The sequence below is a fragment of the Pseudomonas sp. MF6394 genome, from assembly GCF_002018845.1.
Lineage (GTDB): Bacteria > Pseudomonadota > Gammaproteobacteria > Pseudomonadales > Pseudomonadaceae > Aquipseudomonas > Aquipseudomonas lactis.
On the sequence record NZ_MVOJ01000013.1, the window covers coordinates 104007 to 128277 of the forward strand.

The 24271-nt window shown below is 58.4% G+C and carries 21 protein-coding genes; 4 read left to right on the top strand and 17 right to left on the bottom strand.

The window, feature by feature from the left end; all coding sequences use genetic code 11:
* The first annotated feature begins 23 nt into the window (after positions 1-23).
* Both MF6394_RS15575 and MF6394_RS15580 read left to right on the top strand, forming a co-directional pair.
* Complete coding sequence (locus tag MF6394_RS15575) at positions 24-440, top strand: OsmC family protein (RefSeq protein ID WP_003190027.1); 417 nt, start codon at positions 24-26, stop codon at positions 438-440.
* A gap of 63 nt (positions 441-503) precedes the next feature.
* A complete protein-coding gene (locus MF6394_RS15580; RefSeq protein WP_069558172.1) occupies positions 504-1370 on the top strand; it encodes a pirin family protein in 867 nt (288 codons plus the stop codon).
* Between the two features lie 98 nt (positions 1371-1468).
* Here the strand turns inward: MF6394_RS15580 and MF6394_RS15585 are convergent, their stop codons facing one another.
* From MF6394_RS15585 to MF6394_RS15600, 4 genes are all read right to left on the bottom strand, one after another.
* The gene (locus MF6394_RS15585) at positions 1469-2197 is read right to left on the bottom strand and encodes a dienelactone hydrolase family protein (RefSeq protein WP_078467009.1); all 729 of its coding nucleotides are present in this window, start codon (positions 2195-2197) and stop codon (positions 1469-1471) included.
* A gap of 182 nt (positions 2198-2379) precedes the next feature.
* Positions 2380-4284: a molecular chaperone HtpG gene (htpG, locus tag MF6394_RS15590; protein ID WP_032897536.1), complete on the bottom strand. Its 1905-nt coding sequence runs from the start codon at positions 4282-4284 to the stop codon at positions 2380-2382.
* An 89-nt stretch (positions 4285-4373) separates the two neighbouring features.
* The gene (locus MF6394_RS15595; RefSeq protein WP_044273016.1) at positions 4374-4826 is read right to left on the bottom strand and encodes a PaaI family thioesterase; all 453 of its coding nucleotides are present in this window, start codon (positions 4824-4826) and stop codon (positions 4374-4376) included.
* Positions 4823-5299 carry a PaaI family thioesterase gene (locus tag MF6394_RS15600; RefSeq protein ID WP_044273015.1) on the bottom strand — a complete coding sequence of 159 codons (477 nt, stop codon included), beginning with the start codon at positions 5297-5299 and terminating at the stop codon, positions 4823-4825. The genes MF6394_RS15595 and MF6394_RS15600 overlap by 4 nt, the downstream gene beginning before the upstream one ends.
* Positions 5300-5456: 157 nt before the next feature.
* Here MF6394_RS15600 and MF6394_RS15605 point away from each other — a divergent pair, with 157 nt between their 5' ends.
* Positions 5457-5714 carry a hypothetical protein gene (locus tag MF6394_RS15605; protein ID WP_003190018.1) on the top strand — a complete coding sequence of 86 codons (258 nt, stop codon included), beginning with the start codon at positions 5457-5459 and terminating at the stop codon, positions 5712-5714.
* Between the two features lie 84 nt (positions 5715-5798).
* On the opposite strand, the gene MF6394_RS15610 is transcribed toward MF6394_RS15605, so the two are convergent.
* The 11 genes from MF6394_RS15610 to sdhC form a co-directional block, all read right to left on the bottom strand.
* Positions 5799-6539 (bottom strand): DUF599 domain-containing protein, encoded by a 741-nt coding sequence (locus tag MF6394_RS15610; RefSeq protein WP_044273014.1) that lies wholly within the window; start codon positions 6537-6539, stop codon positions 5799-5801.
* 230 nt (positions 6540-6769) lie between these two features.
* Positions 6770-8083, bottom strand: a complete 1314-nt coding sequence (gene brnQ, locus MF6394_RS15615) for a branched-chain amino acid transport system II carrier protein (RefSeq protein ID WP_047710425.1) — start codon at positions 8081-8083, stop codon at positions 6770-6772.
* A gap of 411 nt (positions 8084-8494) precedes the next feature.
* Positions 8495-9376 carry a succinate--CoA ligase subunit alpha gene (sucD, locus tag MF6394_RS15625; protein WP_003190013.1) on the bottom strand — a complete coding sequence of 294 codons (882 nt, stop codon included), beginning with the start codon at positions 9374-9376 and terminating at the stop codon, positions 8495-8497.
* The gene (gene sucC / locus MF6394_RS15630; protein WP_003190011.1) at positions 9376-10542 is read right to left on the bottom strand and encodes an ADP-forming succinate--CoA ligase subunit beta; all 1167 of its coding nucleotides are present in this window, start codon (positions 10540-10542) and stop codon (positions 9376-9378) included. Before sucC ends, sucD begins: the two co-directional genes overlap by 1 nt.
* 204 nt (positions 10543-10746) lie before the next feature.
* Complete coding sequence (gene lpdA / locus MF6394_RS15635) at positions 10747-12183, bottom strand: dihydrolipoyl dehydrogenase (RefSeq protein WP_003190010.1); 1437 nt, start codon at positions 12181-12183, stop codon at positions 10747-10749.
* A 99-nt stretch (positions 12184-12282) separates the two neighbouring features.
* The gene (gene odhB, locus MF6394_RS15640; RefSeq protein ID WP_003190009.1) at positions 12283-13503 is read right to left on the bottom strand and encodes a 2-oxoglutarate dehydrogenase complex dihydrolipoyllysine-residue succinyltransferase; all 1221 of its coding nucleotides are present in this window, start codon (positions 13501-13503) and stop codon (positions 12283-12285) included.
* A gap of 44 nt (positions 13504-13547) precedes the next feature.
* A complete protein-coding gene (locus MF6394_RS15645; RefSeq protein WP_047710424.1) occupies positions 13548-16379 on the bottom strand; it encodes a 2-oxoglutarate dehydrogenase E1 component in 2832 nt (943 codons plus the stop codon).
* A 261-nt stretch (positions 16380-16640) separates the two neighbouring features.
* Entirely contained in the window at positions 16641-17345 is a 705-nt protein-coding gene (locus tag MF6394_RS15650; RefSeq protein WP_003172807.1) for a succinate dehydrogenase iron-sulfur subunit, read from the bottom strand.
* A gap of 11 nt (positions 17346-17356) precedes the next feature.
* Positions 17357-19129: a succinate dehydrogenase flavoprotein subunit gene (gene sdhA / locus MF6394_RS15655; protein ID WP_010211741.1), complete on the bottom strand. Its 1773-nt coding sequence runs from the start codon at positions 19127-19129 to the stop codon at positions 17357-17359.
* Between the two features lie 3 nt (positions 19130-19132).
* The gene (sdhD, locus tag MF6394_RS15660) at positions 19133-19501 is read right to left on the bottom strand and encodes a succinate dehydrogenase, hydrophobic membrane anchor protein (protein WP_003172805.1); all 369 of its coding nucleotides are present in this window, start codon (positions 19499-19501) and stop codon (positions 19133-19135) included.
* A complete protein-coding gene (gene sdhC, locus MF6394_RS15665; protein ID WP_014717729.1) occupies positions 19495-19869 on the bottom strand; it encodes a succinate dehydrogenase, cytochrome b556 subunit in 375 nt (124 codons plus the stop codon). The genes sdhD and sdhC overlap by 7 nt, the downstream gene beginning before the upstream one ends.
* A gap of 365 nt (positions 19870-20234) precedes the next feature.
* Here sdhC and gltA point away from each other — a divergent pair, with 365 nt between their 5' ends.
* Positions 20235-21524 carry a citrate synthase gene (gene gltA, locus MF6394_RS15670; protein WP_003172803.1) on the top strand — a complete coding sequence of 430 codons (1290 nt, stop codon included), beginning with the start codon at positions 20235-20237 and terminating at the stop codon, positions 21522-21524.
* Between the two features lie 690 nt (positions 21525-22214).
* Here the strand turns inward: gltA and MF6394_RS15685 are convergent.
* Positions 22215-23873 carry a cation acetate symporter gene (locus MF6394_RS15685; RefSeq protein WP_078467012.1) on the bottom strand — a complete coding sequence of 553 codons (1659 nt, stop codon included), beginning with the start codon at positions 23871-23873 and terminating at the stop codon, positions 22215-22217.
* Positions 23870-24181 (bottom strand): DUF485 domain-containing protein, encoded by a 312-nt coding sequence (locus MF6394_RS15690; protein ID WP_003190001.1) that lies wholly within the window; start codon positions 24179-24181, stop codon positions 23870-23872. Before MF6394_RS15690 ends, MF6394_RS15685 begins: the two co-directional genes overlap by 4 nt.
* Positions 24182-24271 lie beyond the last annotated feature (90 nt).

Here is a 24271-nt window from a genome sequence, read left to right on the forward strand (position 1 = left end):
CCTGCGCCCTTACGAGGTTTGCCATGCCTGTTACCGTCAATACGCTCAACGCTGAAAACTTCCGTCACAGCGTGAATATCAATAATCACGAGCTGTTTACCGACCTGCCCAAGAGCCTGGGCGGTGACGATTCGGCGCCCTCCCCTCACGATTATTTCGATGCTGCGCTGGCGTCGTGCAAAGCCTTGACCGTAAGGCTCTACGCGCAGAAAAAAGATATCCCGCTGACCGGCGTGACCGTGGAGGTCACCCACGACAGCACTGAGGAGCAGAAGGGTAAATACAAGCTCAACGTCAAGCTGACCCTCAAGGGCGTTCTCACCGACGCCCAGCGCGATGAACTGCATCGGGTGGCCGATAAGTGCCCGGTACATAAGCTGATGACCACCGCCGAAGTCACTATCGAGACGAAATTGTCGGAAGGCGCCTTCAGCCAATAGCCCCAACTTCCCACCGAGCGGGTTATGCTTCATCGCATCCAACCCGCTCAGACTGGGATGCCCATGACCCCCCTCACCGTAATTCGCCCTCGCCCCGAAGATGTAGAAGGCCAGCCCATCCTGCGCCCCCTGCCCTCGCGTGAATGCCGTAGCGTCGGGCCCTTTGTGTTTTTCGACCATATGCTGCCGACCCGCTACGCGCCCGGTACCGGCATGAATATCCGCCAGCATCCCCACATTGGCCTGTCCACTCTCACCTACCTGTTTGAAGGCGCCTTGCAGCATAAGGACAGCCTTGGCTCGGACCAGGTGGTGCAAGCCGGCGATGTCAGCTGGATGACTGCCGGCAGTGCGATTGCCCACGTCGAGCGCACACCGCAAGCGGTCAAGGCCAGGGGTTTCAACCTGCATGGCCTGCAGGTGTGGCTGGCCTCGCCCAAGGACCACGAGACGGGGCCGGGGCACTACAGCCATCACCCCGCGGCGAGCTTGCCGGTGAGCGATAACCTCGGTGTGCAAATCCGCTTGATCGCCGGTAATGGATTTTGCCTCAGATCCCCGGTGCCGGTGCTGTCGCCGACGCTGTATGCCGAAGTGCAGATGCAAACCGCCACGACTCTGCTGATTGCCGATGAGCATGAGGAACGTGCGGTGTATGTGCTGGAGGGTGAGGTGCAGTTGGACGGTGAAGCGCTGGAGGTGAACAGTCTGGTGGTATTGCCGACTGGGCAGGAGATGACCCTGTATGCCGAGAGTGATTGCCACCTGATGGTATTTGGCGGGGCGCCGCTGGATGGGCCGCGGCGGATCAACTGGAATTTTGTGGCGAGTGATCCGGCGGTGATCGAGCAGGCGAGGCAGCGCTGGGCGGCTGGGGATTGGCCCACTGTGCCGGGGGAGTCAGAAAGAATCGAGTTGCCTGTTAAATAGCATTCGCGAGCAAGCCCGCTCCCACATTTCGACCTGTGAACGCAGTCAAATGTGGGAGCGGGCTTGCTCGCGAATAGGCCCGAACAGGCGCCGAAGCATCAGCCCTTGAACACTTCATCCAACAAGTTATGCATCGCCTGGAACGCCCGAGCAGCGGTCTTGGCGTCGTACATCATCTTGCCTGGCACATTGGCATGGGGGTCGGTGAAGGAGTGCACTGCGCCGCCGTAGCTGAGCAACTGCCAATCCACACCCCCCGCGTTCATTTCATCTTCGAACGCCGGCAGTTGCTCTTTGGGCACCAACGGGTCCGCGGCGCCATGCAGCACCAGCACTGAACCCTTGATGTTCTTCGCATCCGCCGGGTTCGGTGTATCCAGGGTGCCATGGAACGACACAGCGGCCTTCAACGGCGCACCGGTACGGGCCAGTTCCAGGGAGCAGCAACCGCCAAAGCAGAAGCCGAAGGTGGCCAGTTTCGACGTGTCCACTGCTGCTTCAGTCTGGCCTTGCAGTTGCTCGAAGGCCGCTTGCATGCGTTTGTTCAGCAGCGGGCGATCATCCTTCAACGGCATCATCGCCGCACCGGCCTCATCGCCATTTGAAGGCCGTACGTTTTGCCCGTAGAGGTCGGCAATCAACACCACGTAGCCTTTGCCAGCAACGGCCTTGGCGATCTCTTCGGCCCCCGCACTCACGCCCATCCAGTTCGGCGCCATCAGCAAACCCGGAAGCGGGCCTTTGTGGCTGGCATCGAACGCCAAACGGCTTTCATAAGACTGGCCATCAATCTGATAGACCACGGAACGTACAGTGACTTGGCTCATGATTCACTCCAGTTGAGGTACACGCAGAAACGGTAATGCGACTGTAGGAGCGAGCTTGCTCGCGAAAAACTTCAGGGCACCGCGTTGATTCAGGATGTACGCGTTATCGTTGACGTTTTTCGCGAGCAAGCTCGCTCCTACAAATGAAAAAACCCGCCGAAGCGGGTTTTTCTACATCGGTGTTAAACCGACAATTCAACCAACAGCTTGTTCAGTCGGCGCACATACGCGGCCGGGTCCTTCAAGCTGTCGCCGGCTGCCAGGGCGGCCTGGTCGAAGAGGATGTGCGACAGGTCGCCAAACCGCTCTTCGCTCTGCTCGCCATCGAGTTTCTCGATCAGCGGGTGAGACGGGTTGAATTCGAAGATCGGCTTGGAATCCGGCACTTTCTGGCCGCTGGCTTCCAGGATCTGGCGCATCTGCATGCCCAGGTCCTGCTCGCCGATGGCCAGGATCGCCGGGGATTCAGTCAGGCGGTGGGAAACCCGCACTTCGCTGACTGCTTCGCCCAGGGAAGCCTTGATGCGTTCCACCAGGCCCTCTTTGGACTTGGCGACTTCTTCGGCTTCTTTCTTGTCTTCTTCGGAGTCCAGGTTCCCCAGGTCCAGGTCACCACGGGCCACGTCGACAAAGGTCTTACCGTCGAACTCGGTGAGGTAGCTCATCAGCCACTCATCGATACGGTCGGTCAGCAGCAACACTTCGATGCCTTTCTTGCGGAAGACTTCCAGGTGCGGGCTGTTCTTGACCTGAGCGTAGGTTTCGCCGGTCAGGTAGTAGATCTTGTCCTGACCTTCCTTGGCGCGCGCCAGGTAGTCAGCCAGGGACACAACCTGCTCGCCGTCTTCGCCCTGAGTCGAAGCAAAACGCAGCAAGCCGGCGATTTTTTCCTTGTTGGCAAAATCTTCCGCCGGGCCTTCTTTCATCACCTGGCCGAAGTTTTTCCAGAAGCTCTTGTATTGCTCAGGCTCGTTCTTCGCCAGCTTTTCCAGCATGTCGAGTACGCGCTTGGTCAGCGCCGACTTCATGGAGTCGATGATCGGATCTTTCTGCAGGATTTCCCGCGAGACGTTAAGCGACAGGTCGTTGGAGTCGACCACACCTTTGATAAAGCGCAGGTACAGCGGCAAGAAGGATTCCGCCTGGTCCATCACGAACACGCGCTGCACGTAGAGCTTCAGGCCTTTTGGCGCTTCGCGCTGGTACAGGTCGAACGGAGCACGGGCCGGTACGTAGAGCAGCGAGCTGTATTCGAGCTTGCCTTCAACCTTGTTGTGGCTCCAGCTCAGCGGGTTCTCGTAGTCGTGGCCGATGTGCTTGTAGAACTCCTGGTATTCCTCGTCCTTGATCTCGGTACGCGGACGGGTCCACAGGGCGCTGGCGCGGTTGACGGTTTCCCATTCCACCGCCGGAGCTTCTTCGCCTTCGGCAACGGTCTGTTCCTTGGGCAACTCGATCGGCAACGCGATGTGGTCGGAGTACTTCTTGATGATGTTGCGCAGGCGCCAGCCATCGGCGAATTCGTCTTCACCGGCTTTCAGGTGCAGCACGATGCGGGTACCGCGGTCAGCCTTGTCGATCGTGGCGATTTCGAATTCGCCCTCGCCCTTGGAAGCCCAGTGCACGCCTTCGCTGGCGTCGAGGCCGGCGCGGCGGCTGAAGACTTCAACCTTGTCGGCGACGATGAAGGCCGAATAGAAGCCCACGCCGAACTGGCCGATCAGGTGAGAATCTTTTTTCTGGTCGCCCGACAGGTTCTTCATGAAATCTGCGGTGCCGGATTTGGCGATGGTTCCCAGGTGGGTGATCGCATCGTCACGGCTCATGCCGATACCGTTGTCTTCGAGAGTGACGGTTTTGGCGTCTTTGTCGTAGCTCACACGGATCTTCAGTTCCGCGCCGCCTTCCAGCAATTCAGGCTTGGACAGGGCTTCGAAACGTAATTTGTCGACAGCGTCAGAGGCGTTCGAGATCAATTCGCGAAGGAAAATTTCCTTGTTGGAATACAGCGAATGGATCATGAGGTGCAGCAGTTGCTTCACCTCGGTCTGGAAGCCCAGGGTTTCCTTTTGAGTTTCCACACTCATGGTCATCAAACTCCAATTGGATGGCAGTGGCCGCGCCCGAAAGGGTTGGCGGCGGGTTGTCATCAAAGTTGGGGGCTCAGGCCAGGATTTCAAGGGCGGGCCAATTCCTCAATCTTGAAATGTGCGCGGGCGGTGGCAATCGGTTCGGCCGCAGTGCTCTGCCAGGCGGTAATCGCCACGTTGGCCACGCGCCGACCCTGGCGCCATACCTGGCACTTGGCATAGGTGTCCCGAAACTGGCCGGCACGCAGGTAATCCAGGGAGAAGTCGATGATTTTCGGCAGGCCCGGAGCGCCCGTGAACACCAGCAGGTGCAGGGCGGCGGCCAGCTCCATGAAGCCGGCGATCACTCCGCCATGCAACGCTGGTAATATAGGGTTACCAATATTGTCCTTGTTGGCCGGCAGGCGAAACAGCAACTCATCCCCCAGACGGGTGCATTCGATGCCAATCAGCCTGGCATAGGGCACCAGGTCGAGCAGCGCATCGTAGTTGCCACGATCGAGGGCTTGCTCCAGGCGGGTCTTGAACCGATGCGTCATGCCTGCTCTCCCTTGATGACCGTGCCCAAGCCTTGGGTGCCTTTGAGGCGCTTGCCCATGCGCATGAACGTGCCCACCACATGGGCAATAGGTTGTTGCGGGTCATCCTGATAGGCAACGCCACGGGTGAAGATCACGTCGGTGGTCACCCGGTAGCATTGCGCGAAACCATAGACCGGCTTGTGGGGTTCGGCGGGATGCATGTAGTCGATGCGCAGGTCCAGGGTCGGGCACACTTCGAATTCGGGCAATACGCACAGGGTCGCCATGCCGCACGCGGTGTCCATCAACGAGGTGAGCGCGCCGCCGTGGATCACCCCGCTCAGGGGGTCACCGACGATATGCGGCCCATACGGCAGTACGAGGGTCATGCCCTCCTCGCTGGCTTCATGAACACTCACCCCCAGCACCTGGCAATGGCGCAGGGCCGAAACAAAGCGTGTGGCACGCTCTAACAACGGGTTTTCGGTCATTGTTTTTAGACTCTTATTAGTGTGAATTCGGCGGATGGGAATGACTGGGTAAAGTTCCTGTACGAAACATGCTATATATCTGTGGGACATAAGGAACTAATGCTGGCCCCTTGGGTTCGAAAGGCCAGTAGATATCTTCAATAAGGAGAAACACCCCATGCGTAAGACATTAGCTATTTCCATGATGCTGGCCGCTGCTCTCGGTCTGGCTGCCTGCGACAAGAAATCCGAAGACAAAGCCCAAGACGCTGCTGCACATTCTGAGCAAGCTCAGCAAGATATGGCTAAAGCACAGGATAAAGTGAACGACGCTGCGAAAGAAAACGCCGAAGCTGCCAAAGCTCAGGCCGAATCGAACGAAGCTGCTGCAAAAGAAGCTGCACCTGCCGCACCAGCAGAACCTGCCAAGCAGTAATCGCACGGTTTAAAGCTGTATTGCAGCAAAAAGAAAGCCCGCTGACTAAGCGGGCTTTTCTTTGTCTGCTATTTGCTGCCAGCGCTACGATGCGCCGTCTTTTACAGCCTCGACTGCTTGCATATCGGTAGGGGTGTAGACCATCACCTGCAATACATCGGAATGGAATTCGCGGCGGTACAGCACCAACACCACCCCGCTGCTCATCAACATGAACAACCAGGGACTGACAAACCAGGCCAGCATGGTCATCCCGAAGTAATAAGCACGCAGGCCAAAGTTGAACTGGTTGGCCGCCATCGAAATCACTCGCGCCGCCCGCAAAGCAAATGCCTTGCGCTCCTGCTCCGACACATGCCGCTCACCGATCATGGGCGCCGAGCCCACCAGCACCGCCGCGAAGTTGTACTGGCGCATGCACCAGCTGAAGGTAAAAAAGGCGTAGACGAACACCAATGCCAGGCACAGCAATTTGATCTCCGACATGCCCTGGGATGCCTGCTGCACCATGGGAATGTCCGCCAGCAGTGACACTGCGCGTTCCGAAGCCCCCAGCACCGTGAGGATACCGGCGAGGATGATCAAGGTGCTGGACGCGAAGAACGAGGCATTGCGCTCCAGGTTACCGATCACACTGGCGTCGGCGATGCGGTTATCGCGCAGCAGCATGCGGCGCATCCAGTCTTCACGGTACAGGTGCAACACACTGGCCAGGCACGCCGTGTCCCGGGCTTTCCAGGTTGCGTAACGGGTGTAGCCGCCCCAGCAGATGACAAACCAGAGCGCTGCAAGCAGATGAACTTGATTGATTTCGACAAACGACATGTAGGTCCTTGTACAGGGTAGCCATGGTGAAAACGCGGTCAAACTGTGGGAGCGGGCTTGCTCGCGAATGCGGTGTGCCAGCTGCATATTAGTTTGCTGACACACCGCATTCGCGAGCAAGCCGCTCCCACATTACCGGTTCACAAGTTTAAAAATATGTAACCTCATACGCAAAAAAAATGCCCCGCATCGTTTGATACGGGGCATTTCAGTACAGCACGAACCGCGTGTTACGCGATGGCTTCGCTGCGCTTGCCCAGCATACGGTCAATCACCACCGCCGCCACCAGCGTCATCACCGACGGCACCAGCCACGCCAAGCCTTGTTCGCTCAACGGCAGGTTTACCAACTGCGTTGGCATCCAACCCGCCAGGCCCGCACCCTTGAGTGCGTCGATGCAGCCAAAGATGAACGACACCAGCATCACCGGGCCGACAATACGGCCCTGTTCCTGCCAGAACCCTTTGCAGAAGCTCAGGGCCACCAACACGATGCACGGCGGGTAGATCGCGGTCAGCACCGGGATCGAGAAGGCAATCAGTTTGGTCAGGCCCAGGTTGGACACAAACAGCGAGAACAGCGCCAGGATCACCACCAGGGTCTTGTAGGACAGTGGCAGGATCTTGCTGAAGTACTCGGCGCAGGCGCAGGTCAGGCCCACGGCAGTCACCAGGCATGCCAGGGAAATCAGCACGGCGAGGAAACCACTGCCCAGGGAGCCGAACGTGTATTGCACGTAGGCGTGCAGTACTGCCGCGCCGTTGCTGGCACCCGCAGCCACGGCGTGGCTGCCCGAACCCAGGCGGAACAGGCTGACGTACACCAGCGCCAGGCCCACGCCGGCAATCAGCCCGGCAATGATCGCATAGCGGGTGATCAGCTTGGGCGACTCGACGCCACGGGAGCGGATCGCGTTGACGATCACGATGCCGAACACCAGGGCGCCCAGGGTATCCATGGTCAGGTAACCATTGATAAAGCCTTGGGAGAATGGCGCGGCCACGTATTCCGGCGTGGCAACCCCCACCTCACCCGCAGGCAAGGCAAACGCAGCGATACCGAGAATGGCCAGGGCGATGATTTTCAGCGGCGCCAGGAAACGGCCCACGGTGTCCAGCAGTCGACCCGGGTACAGGGAGACAAAGAACACCACCAGGAAATACACCGAGCTGTAGAGGAACAGCGCCAACGGGCTTTCACCGGTCAAGGGCGCCAGGCCTACTTCAAACGACACGGTTGCGGTGCGCGGAGTCGCGAACAGCGGGCCCACGGCCAGGTAGGCGGCTGCCGCCAGCAGGCCACCGGCGATCTTGCCAATCGGGCTGCTCAGCGCATCCATGCCACCACCGACCTTGGCCAGGGCGATCACGGTGACCACCGGCAAACCGACTGCGGTGATCAGAAAGCCCAGCGCCGCCATCCACACATGCGGCCCGGACTGCAAACCAACGATAGGCGGGAAGATGATGTTGCCGGCGCCCACGAACAGGGCAAAGGTCATAAAGCCCAGCGCCAGGATATCCTGGCTTTTCAACACTTTCATTTGAGGAAATACCACACTACTGAATCGGAATTTAGAGAGGGCTTCCCTATGGATGAGGGAAATGCTGCCGGCCCTTGTGGGGACCGACCGGTCTAGCGCGCAGCTTCCTTTTGGGACGCGGACGCATAAAGAGGCGGCTAGAGTACAGAATTAGCCTGACAAACGCACTGTTGCGGGGCGGACTGTCCGATAAGCGACATTTGAATGTCGCGTTTTCGTACTTAATTGGGCAATACACAACCCTGTGGGAGCTGGCTTGCCTGCGATGGCATCGACTCGGTTTGGCTGATGCACCGAGGTGTCTGTATCGCAGGCAAGCCAGCTCCCACATTGAACCGAGTTATACCCAGAATGCACAAAGGCCACCCGAAGGTGGCCTTTGTGTGGTGAAGCGTCAGCTAAGCGCGAGGCTTACTTGACAGCCCAACCGGTCAGCTCGGCCAGGGCCTTGCCGATGTCTGCCAGCGAACGCACGGTTTTAACGCCTGCGTCTTGCAGTGCAGCGAATTTCTCGTCTGCAGTGCCTTTGCCGCCAGAGATGATTGCGCCAGCATGGCCCATGCGCTTGCCCGCAGGGGCAGTCACACCAGCGATGTAGGAAACAACCGGCTTGGTCACGTGGGCCTTGATGTAGGCAGCCGCTTCTTCTTCAGCCGAACCGCCGATCTCACCGATCATTACGATCGCTTCGGTCTTCGGGTCTTCCTGGAACAGCTTCAGGATGTCGATGAAGTTGGAGCCTGGGATCGGGTCACCGCCGATGCCGACGCAAGTCGACTGACCGAAACCGGCGTCAGTGGTCTGCTTCACAGCTTCGTAGGTCAGGGTGCCGGAACGGGAAACGATACCGACTTTACCTGGCAAGTGAATGTGACCTGGCATGATGCCGATCTTGCATTCGCCTGGGGTGATCACGCCTGGGCAGTTAGGGCCGATCAGGACTACGCCCAGCTCGTCGCACTTAACTTTAGCGTCCAGCATGTCCAGGGTAGGAATGCCTTCGGTGATGCAGACGATCAGCTTGATGCCGCCGAATGCCGCTTCCAGGATCGAGTCCTTGCAGAAAGGAGCTGGAACGTAGATCACGCTGGCGGTGGCGCCAGTGGCTTCTACGGCTTCTTTCACGGTGTTGAACACGGGCAGGCCCAGGTGCTCGGTGCCGCCTTTGCCAGGCGTTACGCCGCCAACCATCTGGGTGCCGTACTCGATGGCTTGCTGGGTGTGGAAACTACCTTGCGAACCGGTAATACCCTGGCAGATAACTTTGGTGTCTTTATTGATCAGGACGCTCATTACTTGCCCTCCGCAGCTTTGACAACTTGTTGAGCAGCGTCGGTCAGGCTGGTAGCCGCGATGATGTTCAAACCGCTTTCTGCCAGTACTTTAGCGCCCAGTTCAGCGTTGTTACCTTCAAGGCGAACAACAACCGGGATTTTAACGCCGACTTCTTTCACTGCACCGATGATGCCTTCGGCAATCATGTCGCAACGAACGATGCCGCCGAAGATGTTGACCAGTACTGCAGCGACGTTGGAGTCGGACAGGATGATCTTGAACGCTTCGGTAACGCGTTCCTTGGTAGCGCCACCACCTACGTCGAGGAAGTTGGCTGGCTTGCCGCCATGCAGGTTGACGATGTCCATGGTACCCATGGCCAGGCCAGCACCGTTGACCATGCAGCCGATGTTACCTTCCAGGGCTACGTAGTTCAGTTCGAACTTGGCAGCGTGCGCTTCGCGCGGATCGTCTTGCGACGGATCGTGGAAAGTCTTCAGCTTAGGCTGACGGTACATGGCGTTGGCGTCGATGTTGATCTTGGCATCGAGGCAGTGCAGATCGCCGTCAGCCTTGATCACCAGCGGGTTCACTTCCAGCAGGGCCAGATCGTGATCCTGGAACAGTTTGGCCAGACCAACGAAGATCTTGGCGAACTGGGCAACTTGCTTGCCTTCCAGACCCAGCTGGAAAGCCAGCTCGCGACCTTGGAATGGCTGCGCGCCAACCAGTGGATCGATAGTGGCCTTCAGAATTTTTTCTGGGGTTTCGTGAGCGATTTTCTCGATGTCCACGCCACCTTCGGTGGAAGCCATGAACACGATGCGACGGCTCGAACGGTCAACGACAGCGCCCAGGTACAGCTCTTTAGCGATATCAGTGCACGATTCAACCAGGATCTTGGTGACTGGTTGGCCATTGGCATCAGTCTGGTAAGTCACCAGACGCTTGCCCAGCCACTGCTGTGCGAAGGCCTTGGCGTCTTCTTTGCTGCGAACCAGCTTGACGCCGCCCGCTTTACCGCGACCACCGGCGTGGACCTGGGCTTTGACAACCCACTCGCTGCCGCCGATTTTGTCGCAAGCTTCTGCTGCTGCTTCCGGGGTGTCTACTGCGTAGCCCTTGGAAACTGGCAGGCCGTATTCAGCGAACAGCTGCTTACCCTGATACTCGTGAAGATTCATGCTTTTTACCGTCTTCGTTAGGTACTGCGCATTCGGCGCTGCGCTCATTATGAGTGCCGCGCCACCTGTGACTGCTGCTTACGCAACTTGCGGGGCTTATGGCCCGTAAAGCTGCGCAAGGCTGCGTCCAGCGGATATTCCGCGGTGAGTCTTGCGCGCAAGGCTCACGACGGGCAACTCCGCCGTGGTTTCTTATTATCTCGCTTAGCGCTTCTTGCGGTTGGCGATGTGGATGGCGCCGCCATTCACTGCCAACGCGGCTTCGTGCAACGCTTCGGACAGGGTCGGATGGGAGAAGACCATCATGCCCAGGTCCTCGGCACTGGTGCCGAATTCCATGCCGATTGCGCCTTGCTGAACCAGTTCTGCAGCGCTTGGGCCAATCACGTGGACGCCCAATACGCGGTCAGTCTTGGCATCAGCGATGACTTTGACAAAACCACCGGTGTCGTTAGCTGCCATGGCACGGCCAGAAGCGGCAAACGGGAAGGTGCCGACGTTAACTTCAACGCCTTCAGCTTTCAACTGCTGTTCGTTCTTGCCGACCCATGCAATTTCCGGGTGGGTGTAGATAACCGATGGGATCAGGTCGTAGTTCATCTGGGTCTTGTGACCCTTGATGCGCTCAACAACCATGATGCCCTCTTCGGAAGCCTTGTGGGCCAGCATCATGCCACGAACCACGTCGCCAATGGCATAGACGCCAGGCACGGTGGTGGCGCAATGATCGTCAACGTGGATGAAACCACGCTCGTCGATGTTCACGCCGCTGTCGGAAGCCAGCAGGTCGTTGGTCACTGGGCGGCGGCCCACGGCGACGATCAGCTTGTCGAAGGTGATGGTCTGCTCGCCGTCTTTATCGGTGTAGGTCACTACGACTTCTTCGCCGTTGACCTTGGAACCGGTAACACGGGCGCCGAGCTTGATGTCCAGACCTTGTTTGGTCAGGGTTTTCAGCGCTTCCTTGGACACCGCGGTGTCGGCAGCCAGCAGGAACGTGTCCAGGGCTTCCAGCACGGTGACTTCAGCGCCCAGACGCGACCATACCGAACCCAGCTCCAGACCGATCACGCCAGCGCCGATCACGCCCAGGCGCTTAGGTACGGCTTGGAATTCCAGGGCGCCGGTCGAATCAACGATCACGTTGTTATCAACAGGTGCAGGTGGAATGTCGATTGGACGCGAACCTGGGGCCAGGATCACGTTTTCGGCTTCGATGACTTCAACCGAACCGTCTGGCTTGGTGACTTCAACTTTCTTGCCGGCCAGCAGCTTGCCGTGGCCTTGAATGGAAGTCACGCCGTTGGCCTTGAACAAGGTGGCAACGCCGGAAGTCAGGCCTTTGACGATGTTGGCTTTACGGCCGACCATGGCTGGCACGTCCATGGTCACGCCAGCATGATTGATGCCGTGGATCGCGAAGCCGTCTTGGGCTTCGTGGAATTTCCAGGAGCTGTCCAGCAGCGCCTTGGATGGAATGCAACCTACGTTCAGGCAAGTACCGCCCAACGCCAGTTTGCCTTCCTTGTCGGTGTATTTTTCGATGCAAGCAGTGGAAAGGCCCAGTTGCGCGGCCTTGATGGCGGCAACATAGCCGCCAGGGCCTGCACCAATCACTACAACGTCAAATTTCTGTGTCATGAAAATAGATCCTCTATTTGCGACAAGCTTCTAGTCACACGTTGCAAGCCAAGCTGCTTTTTCCTACAGCTTGCAGCTCGCAACGTGCAACTGCTTCTATCAGATGTCCAGGAGCAGGCGAGCCGGGTCTTCCAGCAGGTTCTTGATGGTCACCAGGAACGTCACGGCTTCTTTACCGTCGATCAGGCGGTGATCGTAAGACAGTGCCAGGTACATCATTGGGCGGATCACAACCTGGCCGTTGATGGCCATCGGACGCTGGATGATGTTGTGCATGCCCAGGATCGCGGCTTGCGGTGGGTTGACGATCGGCGTCGACATCATCGAACCGAAGGTACCACCGTTGGTGATGGTGAAGGTACCGCCGGTCATCTCGTCGATGGTCAGCTTGCCGTCACGGGCTTTCTTGCCGAAGCCGGCGATGCCGCCTTCGATTTCGGCCAGGCTCATCAGCTCGGCGTTACGCAGTACTGGAACCACCAGGCCACGGTCGCTGGAGACGGCAACGCCGATATCCGAGTAGCCGTGGTAAACGATGTCGCCGCCGTCGATGGAAGCGTTGACTGCCGGGAAGCGCTTCAGCGCTTCGGTGGCCGCTTTCACGAAGAACGACATGAAGCCCAGGCGCACGCCGTTGTGGGACTTCTCGAACAGGTCTTTGTACTTCGAACGCAGGGCCATGACTTCGGTCATGTCGACTTCGTTGAAAGTGGTCAGCATCGCCATGTTCGACTGTGCTTCAACCAGGCGCTTGGCCACGGTGGCACGTACGCGAGTCATCGGTACGCGCTTCTCGGTGCGGTCGCCGGCGGCAAACACAGGCGCAGCGGCAGCAGGCGCTGCAGCCTTGGCAGGTGCGGCAGCCGGAGCGTTCTTCTTGGCTTCAACGGCGGCAACCACGTCTTCCTTGGTCACGCGGCCGTCTTTGCCAGTGCCCTTGATGGAAGCCAGGTTGATGCCGTTTTCTTCAGCCAGTTGACGCGCAGCCGGTGCAGCGATTGGGTCTTCGCCACCCGCAGCCGGTGCAGCAGGGGCAGAAGCAGCCGGTGCAGCGGCGGCAGGAGCAGGAGCGGCAGCAGCGCTGCCCTCTTCGATCGAACCCAGTACCTGGTTCGACAGAACGGTAGCGCCCTCTTCAGCAACGATCGCGCCCAGCACGCCGTCAGCTTCGGCCAACACTTCCAGAACGACTTTGTCGGTCTCGATGTCGACGATCAGGTCGTCACGTTTGACGGCCTCGCCTGGTTTCTTGTGCCAGGTGGCAACGGTGCCATCGGCAACCGATTCCGGGAATGACGGGGCTTTGATTTCGATAGCCATTATCTGTAGGTCCTTAAAATTCGGTTTCAGTCAGCGCGAAGGCGTTAAACAGTGAAAGCATCTTGCAGCAGTTTTTCCTGCTGCTCGGCGTGCATCGACGCATAACCACAGGCAGGTGCAGCAGAAGCATCACGACCGGCGTACTCAAGGACCAAGGCCTTGTTGTGGTTGCCGATGCTGCGACGCAGATGATGCTGGCTGCTGTACCAGGCGCCCTGGTTCATCGGTTCTTCCTGACACCACACAACGTTAGTGAGGTTGGTGTAAGGCGCGATGATCTCCATGAGGTCATCTTCCGGGAACGGATAAAGCTGCTCGATACGCACGATGGCGATGTCTTCGCGGCCTTCGGCACGGCGTTTTTCCAGCAGATCGTAGTAGACCTTGCCGCTGCACAGGATCAGGCGAGTGACCTTGGCGGCGTCCAGCGTGTCGATCTCTGGAATCACGGTCTGGAACGAACCTTGGGCCAGATCTTCCAGGGTCGAAACGGCCAGTTTGTGACGCAACAGCGACTTCGGCGTGAGCACCACCAGCGGCTTGCGCAGCGGACGGATCACCTGGCGACGCAGCAAGTGGTAGATCTGGGCCGGGGTCGTCGGCACGCACACCTGGATGTTGTGCTCGGCGCACAGTTGCAGGTAACGCTCCAGACGGGCCGAGGAGTGCTCTGGCCCCTGACCTTCATAACCGTGTGGCAGCAGCATGGTCAGACCGCACAGACGGCCCCACTTGTGCTCGCCGCTGGTGATGAACTGGTCGATCACCACTTGGGCACCGTTGGCGAAGTCGCCGAACTGGGCTTCCCAGATCACCAGCGCGTTTGGCGTGGTGGTCGAGTAACCGTATTCGAACGCCAGTACGGCTTCTTCGGACAGGAACGAATCGTACAGGTCGAAACGTGGCTGGCCTTCATACAGGTTCTGCAACGGGATGTAGGTGCCCGCGTCTTTCTGGTTGTGCAATACAGCATGACGGTGCGAGAACGTACCACGGCCGATATCCTGGCCGGTCATGCGGATCGGGTGACCTTCGAACGCCAGGGTCGCGTATGCCATGGTTTCGGCGTAACCCCAGTTGATCGGCAGGCCGCCGGCTTGCATCTTCTGACGGTCTTCGTAGATCTTCGCAACCTGGCGCTGTACGACGAAGCCTTCCGGAATTTCCAGCAGCTTGGCGGACAGTTCCTGCAACGTCTTCAAATCGAACGAGGTATCGTGACGTGCAGTCCAGGTGTGACCCAGGTAGGGGCGCCAGTCAACGAACAGCTCTTTGTTCGGTTCCTTGACCAGGCTTTTTACTACATGCAGGCCGTTGTCCAGCGCGTTGCGGTATTCGTCGACTTTCGCCTGAACACGCGCATCGTCAACCACGCCGGCCTTGATCAGGCTTTCGGCGTACAGCTCACGGGTGGTGCGCTGCTTGGTGATCTGCTGGTACATCAACGGCTGGGTGCCGCTTGGCTCGTCCGCTTCGTTGTGACCGCGACGGCGGTAGCAAACCAGGTCGATGACCACGTCACGCTTGAACTGCATGCGGTAGTCGACAGCCAGTTGGGTCACGAACAGCACGGCTTCCGGATCATCGCCATTCACATGGAGGATCGGCGCCTGGATCATCTTGGCAACGTCGGTGGCGTACTCGGTGGAGCGCGCATCCAACGGGTTGCTGATGGTGAAACCCACCTGGTTGTTGATGACGATGTGAACGGTACCGCCGGTCTTGAAGCCGCGGGTCTGCGACATCTGGAACGTTTCCAGGACCACGCCTTGACCGGCGAATGCCGCGTCACCGTGGATGGAAATCGGCAGCACTTTCTCACCGGTGGCGTCGTTACGACGATCCTGGCGAGCACGTACCGAACCCTCGACCACTGGCGAAACGATTTCCAGGTGGGAGGGGTTGAATGCCATGGCCAGGTGAACTTCACCGCCGGTGGTCATCACGTTGGACGAGAAGCCCTGGTGGTATTTAACGTCACCGGAACCCAGCTCGACCTTCTTCTTGCCTTCGAACTCGTCGAACAGCTCACGCGGGTTCTTGCCGAAGGTGTTGACCAACACGTTCAGGCGACCACGGTGAGCCATGCCGATCACGATTTCCTTGGTGCCATAGGAACCGGAACGCTGGATCAGCTCGTCGAGCATCGGAATCAGGCTTTCGCCGCCTTCCAGGCCGAAACGCTTGGTGCCTGGGTATTTGGTGCCCAGGTATTTCTCGAGGCCTTCGGCCGCGGTCACGCGCTCCAGCAGGTGGCCGCGCACATCGGCGGACAATACCGGACGGCCACGCACGCCTTCCAGGCGGTGCTGGAACCAGTGGCGCTGCTCGGAATCGGTGATGTGCGTGAATTCAGCGCCGATGGTGCGGCAATATGTCTGCTGCAACGCTTCGTGAATTTCGCGTAGGCTCGCTTCCTCTTTGCCGATGAACAGGTCGCCGGCACGGAAGGTCGTATCAAGATCGGCATTGGTCAAGCCGTAATGATTGATCGACAGGTCTGCAGGTGCAGGACGCTGCCACAGCCCCAGCGGGTCAAGCTGGGCTGCCTGGTGGCCACGCATACGGTAGGCCTGGATCAGTCGCAGTACTTCAACTTGCTTCTTCTCATGCTCACTGCTCACGCTGCCGGCGGAAACCGGTTGGGCGCGGCGCTGGTTCTTTGCCAGCAGCACGAACTGATCGCGAATTGTTGCGTGCGATACATCGGTGGCAGCGTTGCCGTCTGAAGACAACGTCTGAAATTTGGTGCGCCATTCTTCTGGCACAGCGTTAGGGTCGTGCAGGTAGAGCTCATAAAGCTCTTCCACATAGGCAGCGTTACCACCTGAAAGATAGCCGCTGTTCCACATGCGCTGCATCACGCTTTCTTGCATGCTTGGTCACCCTCGATTTGGGGACACCACCGGCGAAAACACCGAGTTTGCTTGCAAAAGGCCAAGTGCAGCGACCAAAACAAGCCACTTAGGATCACGCTGATAGTTCGGGTACCAACCCGAATGCCCCTGCTTGTCTCATTTCTTCAAAATAAGAGCCGCGGCTTTGTAAGTCGCTGCTCAAGTTAAAACTACGGCGCCGGTTGAAGCCTGCGCCGCAGCATTTACGGGCACAACGGTCCTGCTTTACTACAACGTCAGTTACACGCCGCTTTGCAGCAGCATGTTACGGATGTGACCAATGGCCTTAGTCGGGTTCAGGCCTTTAGGACATACGTTGACGCAGTTCATGATCCCGCGGCAGCGGAATACGCTGAACGGGTCATCCAGCGAAGCCAGACGCTCGGACGTCTTGGTATCACGGCTGTCTGCCAGGAAGCGGTAGGCTTGCAGCAGGGCAGCTGGACCCAGGAACTTGTCCGGGTTCCACCAGAAGGACGGGCAGGATGTCGAGCAGCAAGCGCACAGGATGCACTCGTACAGGCCATCGAGCTTTTCACGTTCTTCCGGCGACTGCAGACGCTCGATGGCCGGAGCCGGCGTGTCGTTCTGCAGGAACGGCTTAACTTTCTCGTATTGCTTGTAGAAGATGCTCATATCGACCACCAGGTCACGGATAACCGGCAAACCTGGCAGTGGACGAACGATCAGCTTGTTGCCTTTGACCACGGCGGACAGCGGCGTGATGCACGCCAGGCCGTTTTTGCCGTTGATGTTCATGCCGTCGGAACCGCACACACCTTCACGGCAAGAGCGACGATAGGAGAAACCCTCGTCCTGCTCTTTGATCAGTGCCAATACATCCAGCACCATCAGGTCTTTACCGCCGGTATCGACCTGGAATTCCTGCATGAACGGCGCAGCGTCCTGATCAGGGTTGTAGCGATAAACACTGACTTTCAACATGGCAGCCACCCTTAGTAAGTCCGAATCTTCGGTTCAAACGTCGGCACCGTCTTCGGCGAGAAGTTCACGGCACGCTTGGTTACGCGCTTGTCACCCGGGAAGTACAGGGTGTGGCACAACCAGTTTTCGTCGTCGCGATCTTCAAAGTCTTCACGAGCGTGAGCACCACGGGATTCTTTACGAACCTCGGCGGCAATCGCCGTCGCTTCAGCCACTTCCAGCAGGTTTTGCAGTTCAAGGGCTTCGATACGAGCGGTGTTGAACGCCTGGCTCTTATCGTTGATCTTGACGTTGGCGATACGCTTGCGCAGGTCTGCCAACTGGGCAATACCCTTCTGCATGTATTCGCCGGTACGGAACACACCGAAGTAGTTCTGCATGCAGCTTTGCAGCTCGCGACGCAGGGTTGCTACGTCTTCGCCATCCGTGCGCTCGTTCAGAGCGTTCAGGCGCGCCAGGGCAGCTTCGATGTTGGCGTCGGTGGCGTCATCGTATTCGATGCCGTCGGTCAGCGCCTTCTCCAGGTGCAGGCCGGCCGCGCGACCGAATACCACGAGGTCGAGCAGCGAGTTGCCGCCCAGGCGGTTGGCACCGTGAACCGATACGCAAGCCACTTCGCCTACCGCGAACAGACCATGAATGATCTCGTCTTCGCCTTCGGCGTTCTGGGTGATTGCCTGGCCATGAATGTTGGTCGGCACGCCGCCCATCATATAGTGGCAAGTTGGAACCACCGGAACCGGAGCAACTACCGGGTCAACATGGGCAAAGGTCTTGGACAGCTCGCAGATACCAGGCAGGCGGCTGTGCAGCACTTCTTCGCCCAGGTGATCGAGCTTGAGCAGTACGTGGTCGCCATTCGGGCCACAGCCGTTACCGGCGATGATTTCTTTAACCATCGAACGGGCCACAACGTCACGACCGGCCAAGTCTTTGGCGTTTGGAGCATAACGCTCCATGAAACGCTCGCCGTGCTTGTTGATCAGGTAACCACCTTCACCACGGCAACCTTCGGTCACCAGTACACCGGCGCCGGCGATGCCGGTCGGGTGGAACTGCCACATTTCGATGTCTTGTACCGGTACGCCAGCACGCAGAGCCATGCCAACGCCGTCACCGGTGTTGATCAGGGCGTTGGTGGTCGAAGCGTAGATACGACCTGCACCACCGGTCGCCAGAACAGTTGCCTTGGCGCGGATGTAGGTGGTTTCACCGGTTTCGATGCAGATGGCGATCACACCGACGAACTCGCCTTGCGCGTTCTTGACCAGGTCAACCGCGTAGTACTCGTTCAGGAACGTGGTACCGGCTTTCAGGTTGCCTTGGTAAAGGGTGTGCAGCAGCGCGTGACCGGTACGGTCGGACGCAGCGCAGGTACGGGCAGCCTGCCCGCCTTTACCGTAATCCTTGGACTGGCCGCCGAATGGACGCTGGTAGATACGGCCTTGCTCGGTACGGGAGAACGGCAGGCCCATGTGGTCCAGCTCGAACACCGCGGCCGGGCCTTCCTGACACATGTATTCGATAGCGTCCTGGTCACCGATATAGTCGGAACCCTTGACGGTATCGTACATGTGCCAGCGCCAGTCATCGTTCGGGTCGGCGGAGGCGATGGCGCAGGTAATGCCACCCTGGGCCGATACGGTGTGGGAACGCGTCGGGAACACCTTGGTGATCACGGCAGTCTTGTGACCGCCCTGGGCCAGCTGCAGCGCAGCGCGCATGCCAGCACCGCCGCCACCAATAATGATGGCGTCGAATGAAATAGTTGGAATGTTAGCCATGAATCAGATACCCCAAAGAATCTGCACACCCCAGACGAAGTAAGCGAACATCGCGACGCCGCATACTGCCTGGAAGAGGAAACGTACTGCAGTCGCGGACTTGCCCAGCGCCATCGGCGTCAGGTAGTCAGTCGCGATGGTCCACATGCCAACCCAGGCGTGAGCGCCCAGGGCTACAAGGGCCAGCAGACTGAAGATTCGCATCGCATTGTGGGAAAACAGGCCGTGCCATTGCTCATAGCCGATGCCCGGGTTTGCGACGAGGTATCCGATCAGGAAAATGAAATAAGCCGCGAGAACGACCGCAGACACACGCTGTGCCATCCAGTCATAGAGGCCCGAACGCGACAGATTCGTTACGCTGGTTACCATATCCAAACTCCTGCCAGAACGATCAGCACCACGGAAATGGCGACGATGATTTTCGAGCCCAGGCGGCCGCCTTCCAGCGTCTCACCGATGCCCATGTCCATGATCAAGTGGCGCACACCGGCTACCAGGTGATACAGAAGAGAGGACAGGAGGCCCCATGCTACGAACTTGGCCAGCGGACTGGTCAAGCATGCCTTCACCTCGGCGTATCCTTCCTCGGAACCCAGGGATTTGCTCAATGCATAAAGCATGATGCCCAAGCCCAGGAACAGGATGATGCCGGAAACACGGTGCAGGAACGACGTAACGCCGGTGATGGGGAGTTTGATGGTCCTTAGGTCTAGGTTTACAGGTCGTTGGCTATTCACGGCTTTTTTTCACACTGAAGAGCCCCTAACAATCAGGGCAAAGTTGTTGGGGAGTGCGACTGGTCAGGTAAGCACCACCCAGGGAGTGCGACCCCCAATGAAAGCAAGCCCAAAAGCCCTTGGCGGTCGGTGGCCGAGTATAGACAGTTAGGTTACTAATGACAACGCGCACACCTCACCCTAATAGCTGATTGCGCTGGCGGGATAAAAGGCGTAAATGGCAGTCAATTTCGACGAAAAAGTACGGTTAAAGCCTTCTGGCGCAAGACTTTAGGCAAATTGACATCTGGATTTATATCAATATAGTGGTGCGGGCCCTGCGTGGGGGGTCTGTCTGATGATTTGAAGCATAAATAGGAGGCCACATGGCTGACAAAAAAGCGCAGTTGATCATCGAGGGCGCAGCCCCCGTCGAGCTGCCCATTTTAACCGGCACCGTTGGTCCCGATGTTATCGACGTACGGGGCCTGACGGCCACGGGCCGTTTTACTTTCGACCCAGGCTTCATGTCGACCGCGTCCTGCGAGTCGAAGATCACCTATATCGATGGTGATAATGGCATTCTGCTTCATCGCGGCTACCCGATCGAGCAACTGGCTGAAAAGTCGGACTACCTGGAAACCTGCTACCTGCTGCTAAATGGTGAATTGCCAACAGCCGAGCAGAAAGCCCAGTTCGTCAGCACCGTGAAGAACCACACCATGGTGCACGAGCAGTTGAAGACCTTCTTCAACGGCTTCCGTCGCGACGCCCACCCAATGGCCGTCATGTGCGGTGTAGTAGGCGCCCTGTCGGCCTTCTATCACGACTCCCTGGACATCAATAACCCGCAGCATCGCGAAATTTCCGCGATCCGCCTGGTTGCCAAGATGCCGACCCTGGCCGCAATGGTTTACAAGTACTCCATGGGCCAACCCATGATGTACCCGCGCAACGACCTGACGTACGCGGAAAACTTCCTGCACATGATGTTCAACACCCCGTGCGAGATCAAACCGATCAGCCCGGTGCTCGCCAAGGCCATGGACCGGATCTTCATCCTCCACGCCGACCACGAGCAGAACGCTTCCACCTCTACCGTGCGCCTGGCGGGCTCTTCGGGTGCCAACCCGTTCGCCTGTATTGCCGCCGGCATCGCCGCACTGTGGGGCCCTGCCCACGGCGGTGCAAACGAAGCCGTATTGACCATGCTCGATGAAATCGGCGATGTGTCCAACATCGACAAATTCATCGCCAAGGCCAAGGACAAGAACGATCCGTTCAAGCTGATGGGCTTCGGTCACCGGGTGTACAAGAACCGCGACCCGCGCGCTACCGTCATGAAGCAGACCTGCGACGAAGTGCTGAAGGAACTGGGCATCAAGAACGATCCGCAACTCGAACTGGCCATGCGCCTGGAAGAGATCGCCCTGACCGACCCGTACTTCATCGAACGCTCGCTGTACCCGAACGTCGACTTCTACTCGGGGATCATCCTCAAGGCGATCGGCATTCCAACCAGCATGTTCACCGTGATCTTCGCCCTGGCGCGGACCGTGGGCTGGATCTCCCACTGGAAGGAAATGCTCTCCAGCCCGTACAAGATTGGTCGCCCGCGCCAGCTGTACACCGGCTACGAGTCGCGTGACATCACCAAGCTGGAAGATCGCAAGTAAGCACTTGACTGCTTGTTTGTACTGAGAACGGCCTCCCTTAGTGGAGGCCGTTTTTGTTTGTGTGGCCTGATCTACAGCCATCGCAGCATAGGTATCTACACAACTTTGTGGGCTATAGCAGCAGACGGTAACCACGATGCGAAGCGAGCCGCTCTTGATCTGCTTTTGATCTTAGGCGCCCCGTTAAACCACGCTGGCCGGAATTTGACAGGGATTTGGGGGGTAAACCGGCAGGGATGCCGGTTTAGCCGCCCCGCGCCATGGATGGCGCGTGGCGGCGGCCCCCCAAATCACTGGCGAATTACGGGCACACCGAGCCTAAGCGAGGTGCCGAGTGGTGGGGCAAGAGCGTTTTGCTTACTTTTGCGCTTTTCAAAAGTGAGCCGCTGTCAGAGCGGAACCCTAGGTGGCCGTTACCGCAGGAATGGATATGTAAACGGTCCAACTGTGCTGACTGTCAGGCCGCCTTCGCAGGCAAGCCAGCTCCCACATTTGAATCGCGGCGCGTTAGTTAGATCGGCGCCGGCTGTCAGGCCGTCACGGGAGCAAGCTCCCTCGCCATAGGTTCAGCGTCGCACCAAAATTGTGTGGATACCTATACCGCGATTAGGCCAGCCCAGACAACACAAAAACCCAGGCAAAAAAATACCCCAGCCTTACGACCGGGGTATCTCTTACACAACTGACAACTTAGTGATTAACCGCCCCGCTCGCCCCCAGGCCAGTCTGCGAACGCACAAACTGTGGGAAGTACAGCGCACGCTCTTTCTCTGCCGCCGCCGACTTGTCGGTGATGGAGAAGAACCAGATGCCGACGAACGCAATGATCATCGAGAACAGCGCCGGGTACTCGTACGGGAAGATCGCTTTTTCATGGTGCAGGATCGAGACCCAGATGGTCGGGCCGAGGATCATCAAGCCCACGGCGCTGATCAAGCCCAGCCAGCCGCCAATCATGGCGCCACGGGTGGTGAGGTTTTTCCAGTACATGGAAAGCAGCAGCACCGGGAAGTTACAGCTGGCAGCGATGGAGAACGCCAGGCCGACCATGAACGCAATGTTCTGGCTTTCGAACAGGATACCCAGGCCGATGGCCAATACACCCAAGGCTACGGTGGTGATCTTCGATACGCGAATCTCGTCCTTCTCGTTGGCCTTGCCTTTCTTGATCACGCTGGCATACAGGTCATGGGACACCGCCGAAGCACCCGCCAGGGTCAAGCCGGCAACCACCGCCAGGATGGTGGCAAACGCCACGGCCGAGATGAAGGCCAGGAAGATACTGCCGCCCACCGCGTTGGCCAGGTGCACCGCCGCCATGTTGTTGCCACCGAGCAAGGCGCCCGCTGCGTCCTTGAACGCCGGGTTGGTGCTGACCAACAGGATCGCGCCGAAGCCGATGATGAAGGTCAGGATATAGAAGTAGCCGATGAAGCCGGTTGCGTACAGCACGCTCTTACGCGCTTCCTTGGCGTCGCTCACCGTGAAGAAGCGCATCAGGATGTGCGGCAGGCCAGCGGTACCGAACATCAGTGCCAGGCCCAGGGAGAATGCCGAGATCGGGTCTTTCACCAGGCCGCCGGGGCTCATGATCGCTTCACCTTTGGGGTGAACCTTGATCGCCTCGGAGAACAGCATGTTGAAGTCGAAGTTGACGTGCTTCATCACCATCAGTGCCATGAACGAGGCACCGGACAGCAACAGTACCGCCTTGATGATCTGCACCCAGGTGGTCGCCAGCATGCCGCCGAACAGCACGTACAGGCACATCAGGATACCCACCAGGATCACCGCCACATGGTAATCAAGGCCAAACAGCAGCTGGATCAGCTTGCCCGCGCCGACCATCTGCGCGATCAGGTAGAACGCCACCACCACCAGCGAGCCACAGGCCGACAGGCTGCGGATCTGAGTTTGCCCCAGGCGATAGGACGCCACGTCGGCAAAGGTGTATTTGCCCAGGTTACGCAGGCGCTCGGCGATCAGGAACAGAATGATCGGCCAGCCCACCAGGAAGCCGATCGAGTAGATCAAGCCGTCGTAGCCGGAGGTGAACACCAGCGCGGAAATCCCCAGGAAGGACGCCGCCGACATGTAGTCACCGGCAATTGCCAGACCGTTCTGGAAACCGGTGATCTTGCCGCCCGCGGCATAATAGTCCGCCGCCGATTTGTTGCGCTTGGACGCCCAGTAAGTGATGCACAGGGTGGCGCCGACAAACGCGACGAACATCACAATGGCCGAGACGTTCAGCGGTTGCTTGTGCACTTCACCGGTCAATGCGTCCGCCGCCCAAACGGCCGGAGCCAACAGCGAAACGCCGAATAGAGCCAATAGACGCCGGATCATTGCGCAGCCTCCTTGAGAATCGCATTGTTCAGGTCGTCAAATTCGCCGTTCGCCCGACGCACGTAGATGCCGGTGAGAATGAAGGCCGACACAATCAGCCCCACGCCCAGGGGAATGCCCCAGGTAATCGATGAACCGGGGCTGATCTTGGCCCCCAGTACTTGTGGCCCGTAGGCAATCAACAGGATGAAAGCGGAGTAAAGCCCTAGCATGATCGCCGAGAGAATCCAGGCGAACCTTTCCCTTTTCCTGACCAGCTCCTTGAAACGCGGGCTGTTTTGAATCGAGAGGTAAATGCTGTCGTTCATTGTTTTTATCCTCGCAGCACAGCTTTTTATTATTTTGGAACGTATCCACTGTATGCGGCTGCGCAATGGGTTCCAGACGACCTTAGTAGT

Coding starts and splice junctions, on each gene's coding strand:
- MF6394_RS15580 (WP_069558172.1), top strand. CDS start 504: ATGACCCCCCTCACCGTAATTCGCCCTCGCCCCGAAGATGTAGAAGGC.
- MF6394_RS15605 (WP_003190018.1), top strand. CDS start 5,457: ATGCGTAAGACATTAGCTATTTCCATGATGCTGGCCGCTGCTCTCGGT.
- gltA (WP_003172803.1), top strand. CDS start 20,235: ATGGCTGACAAAAAAGCGCAGTTGATCATCGAGGGCGCAGCCCCCGTC.
- MF6394_RS15595 (WP_044273016.1), bottom strand. CDS start 4,826: ATGACGCATCGGTTCAAGACCCGCCTGGAGCAAGCCCTCGATCGTGGC.
- htpG (WP_032897536.1), bottom strand. CDS start 4,284: ATGAGTGTGGAAACTCAAAAGGAAACCCTGGGCTTCCAGACCGAGGTG.
- MF6394_RS15645 (WP_047710424.1), bottom strand. CDS start 16,379: ATGCAAGAAAGCGTGATGCAGCGCATGTGGAACAGCGGCTATCTTTCA.
- odhB (WP_003190009.1), bottom strand. CDS start 13,503: ATGGCTATCGAAATCAAAGCCCCGTCATTCCCGGAATCGGTTGCCGAT.
- sdhD (WP_003172805.1), bottom strand. CDS start 19,501: ATGGTAACCAGCGTAACGAATCTGTCGCGTTCGGGCCTCTATGACTGG.
- lpdA (WP_003190010.1), bottom strand. CDS start 12,183: ATGACACAGAAATTTGACGTTGTAGTGATTGGTGCAGGCCCTGGCGGC.
- MF6394_RS15650 (WP_003172807.1), bottom strand. CDS start 17,345: ATGTTGAAAGTCAGTGTTTATCGCTACAACCCTGATCAGGACGCTGCG.
- MF6394_RS15610 (WP_044273014.1), bottom strand. CDS start 6,539: ATGTCGTTTGTCGAAATCAATCAAGTTCATCTGCTTGCAGCGCTCTGG.
- sucD (WP_003190013.1), bottom strand. CDS start 9,376: ATGAGCGTCCTGATCAATAAAGACACCAAAGTTATCTGCCAGGGTATT.
- brnQ (WP_047710425.1), bottom strand. CDS start 8,083: ATGAAAGTGTTGAAAAGCCAGGATATCCTGGCGCTGGGCTTTATGACC.
- MF6394_RS15585 (WP_078467009.1), bottom strand. CDS start 2,197: ATGAGCCAAGTCACTGTACGTTCCGTGGTCTATCAGATTGATGGCCAG.
- MF6394_RS15690 (WP_003190001.1), bottom strand. CDS start 24,181: ATGAACGACAGCATTTACCTCTCGATTCAAAACAGCCCGCGTTTCAAG.
- MF6394_RS15575 (WP_003190027.1), top strand. CDS start 24: ATGCCTGTTACCGTCAATACGCTCAACGCTGAAAACTTCCGTCACAGC.
- MF6394_RS15685 (WP_078467012.1), bottom strand. CDS start 23,873: ATGATCCGGCGTCTATTGGCTCTATTCGGCGTTTCGCTGTTGGCTCCG.
- sdhA (WP_010211741.1), bottom strand. CDS start 19,129: ATGGCTAACATTCCAACTATTTCATTCGACGCCATCATTATTGGTGGC.
- MF6394_RS15600 (WP_044273015.1), bottom strand. CDS start 5,299: ATGACCGAAAACCCGTTGTTAGAGCGTGCCACACGCTTTGTTTCGGCC.
- sucC (WP_003190011.1), bottom strand. CDS start 10,542: ATGAATCTTCACGAGTATCAGGGTAAGCAGCTGTTCGCTGAATACGGC.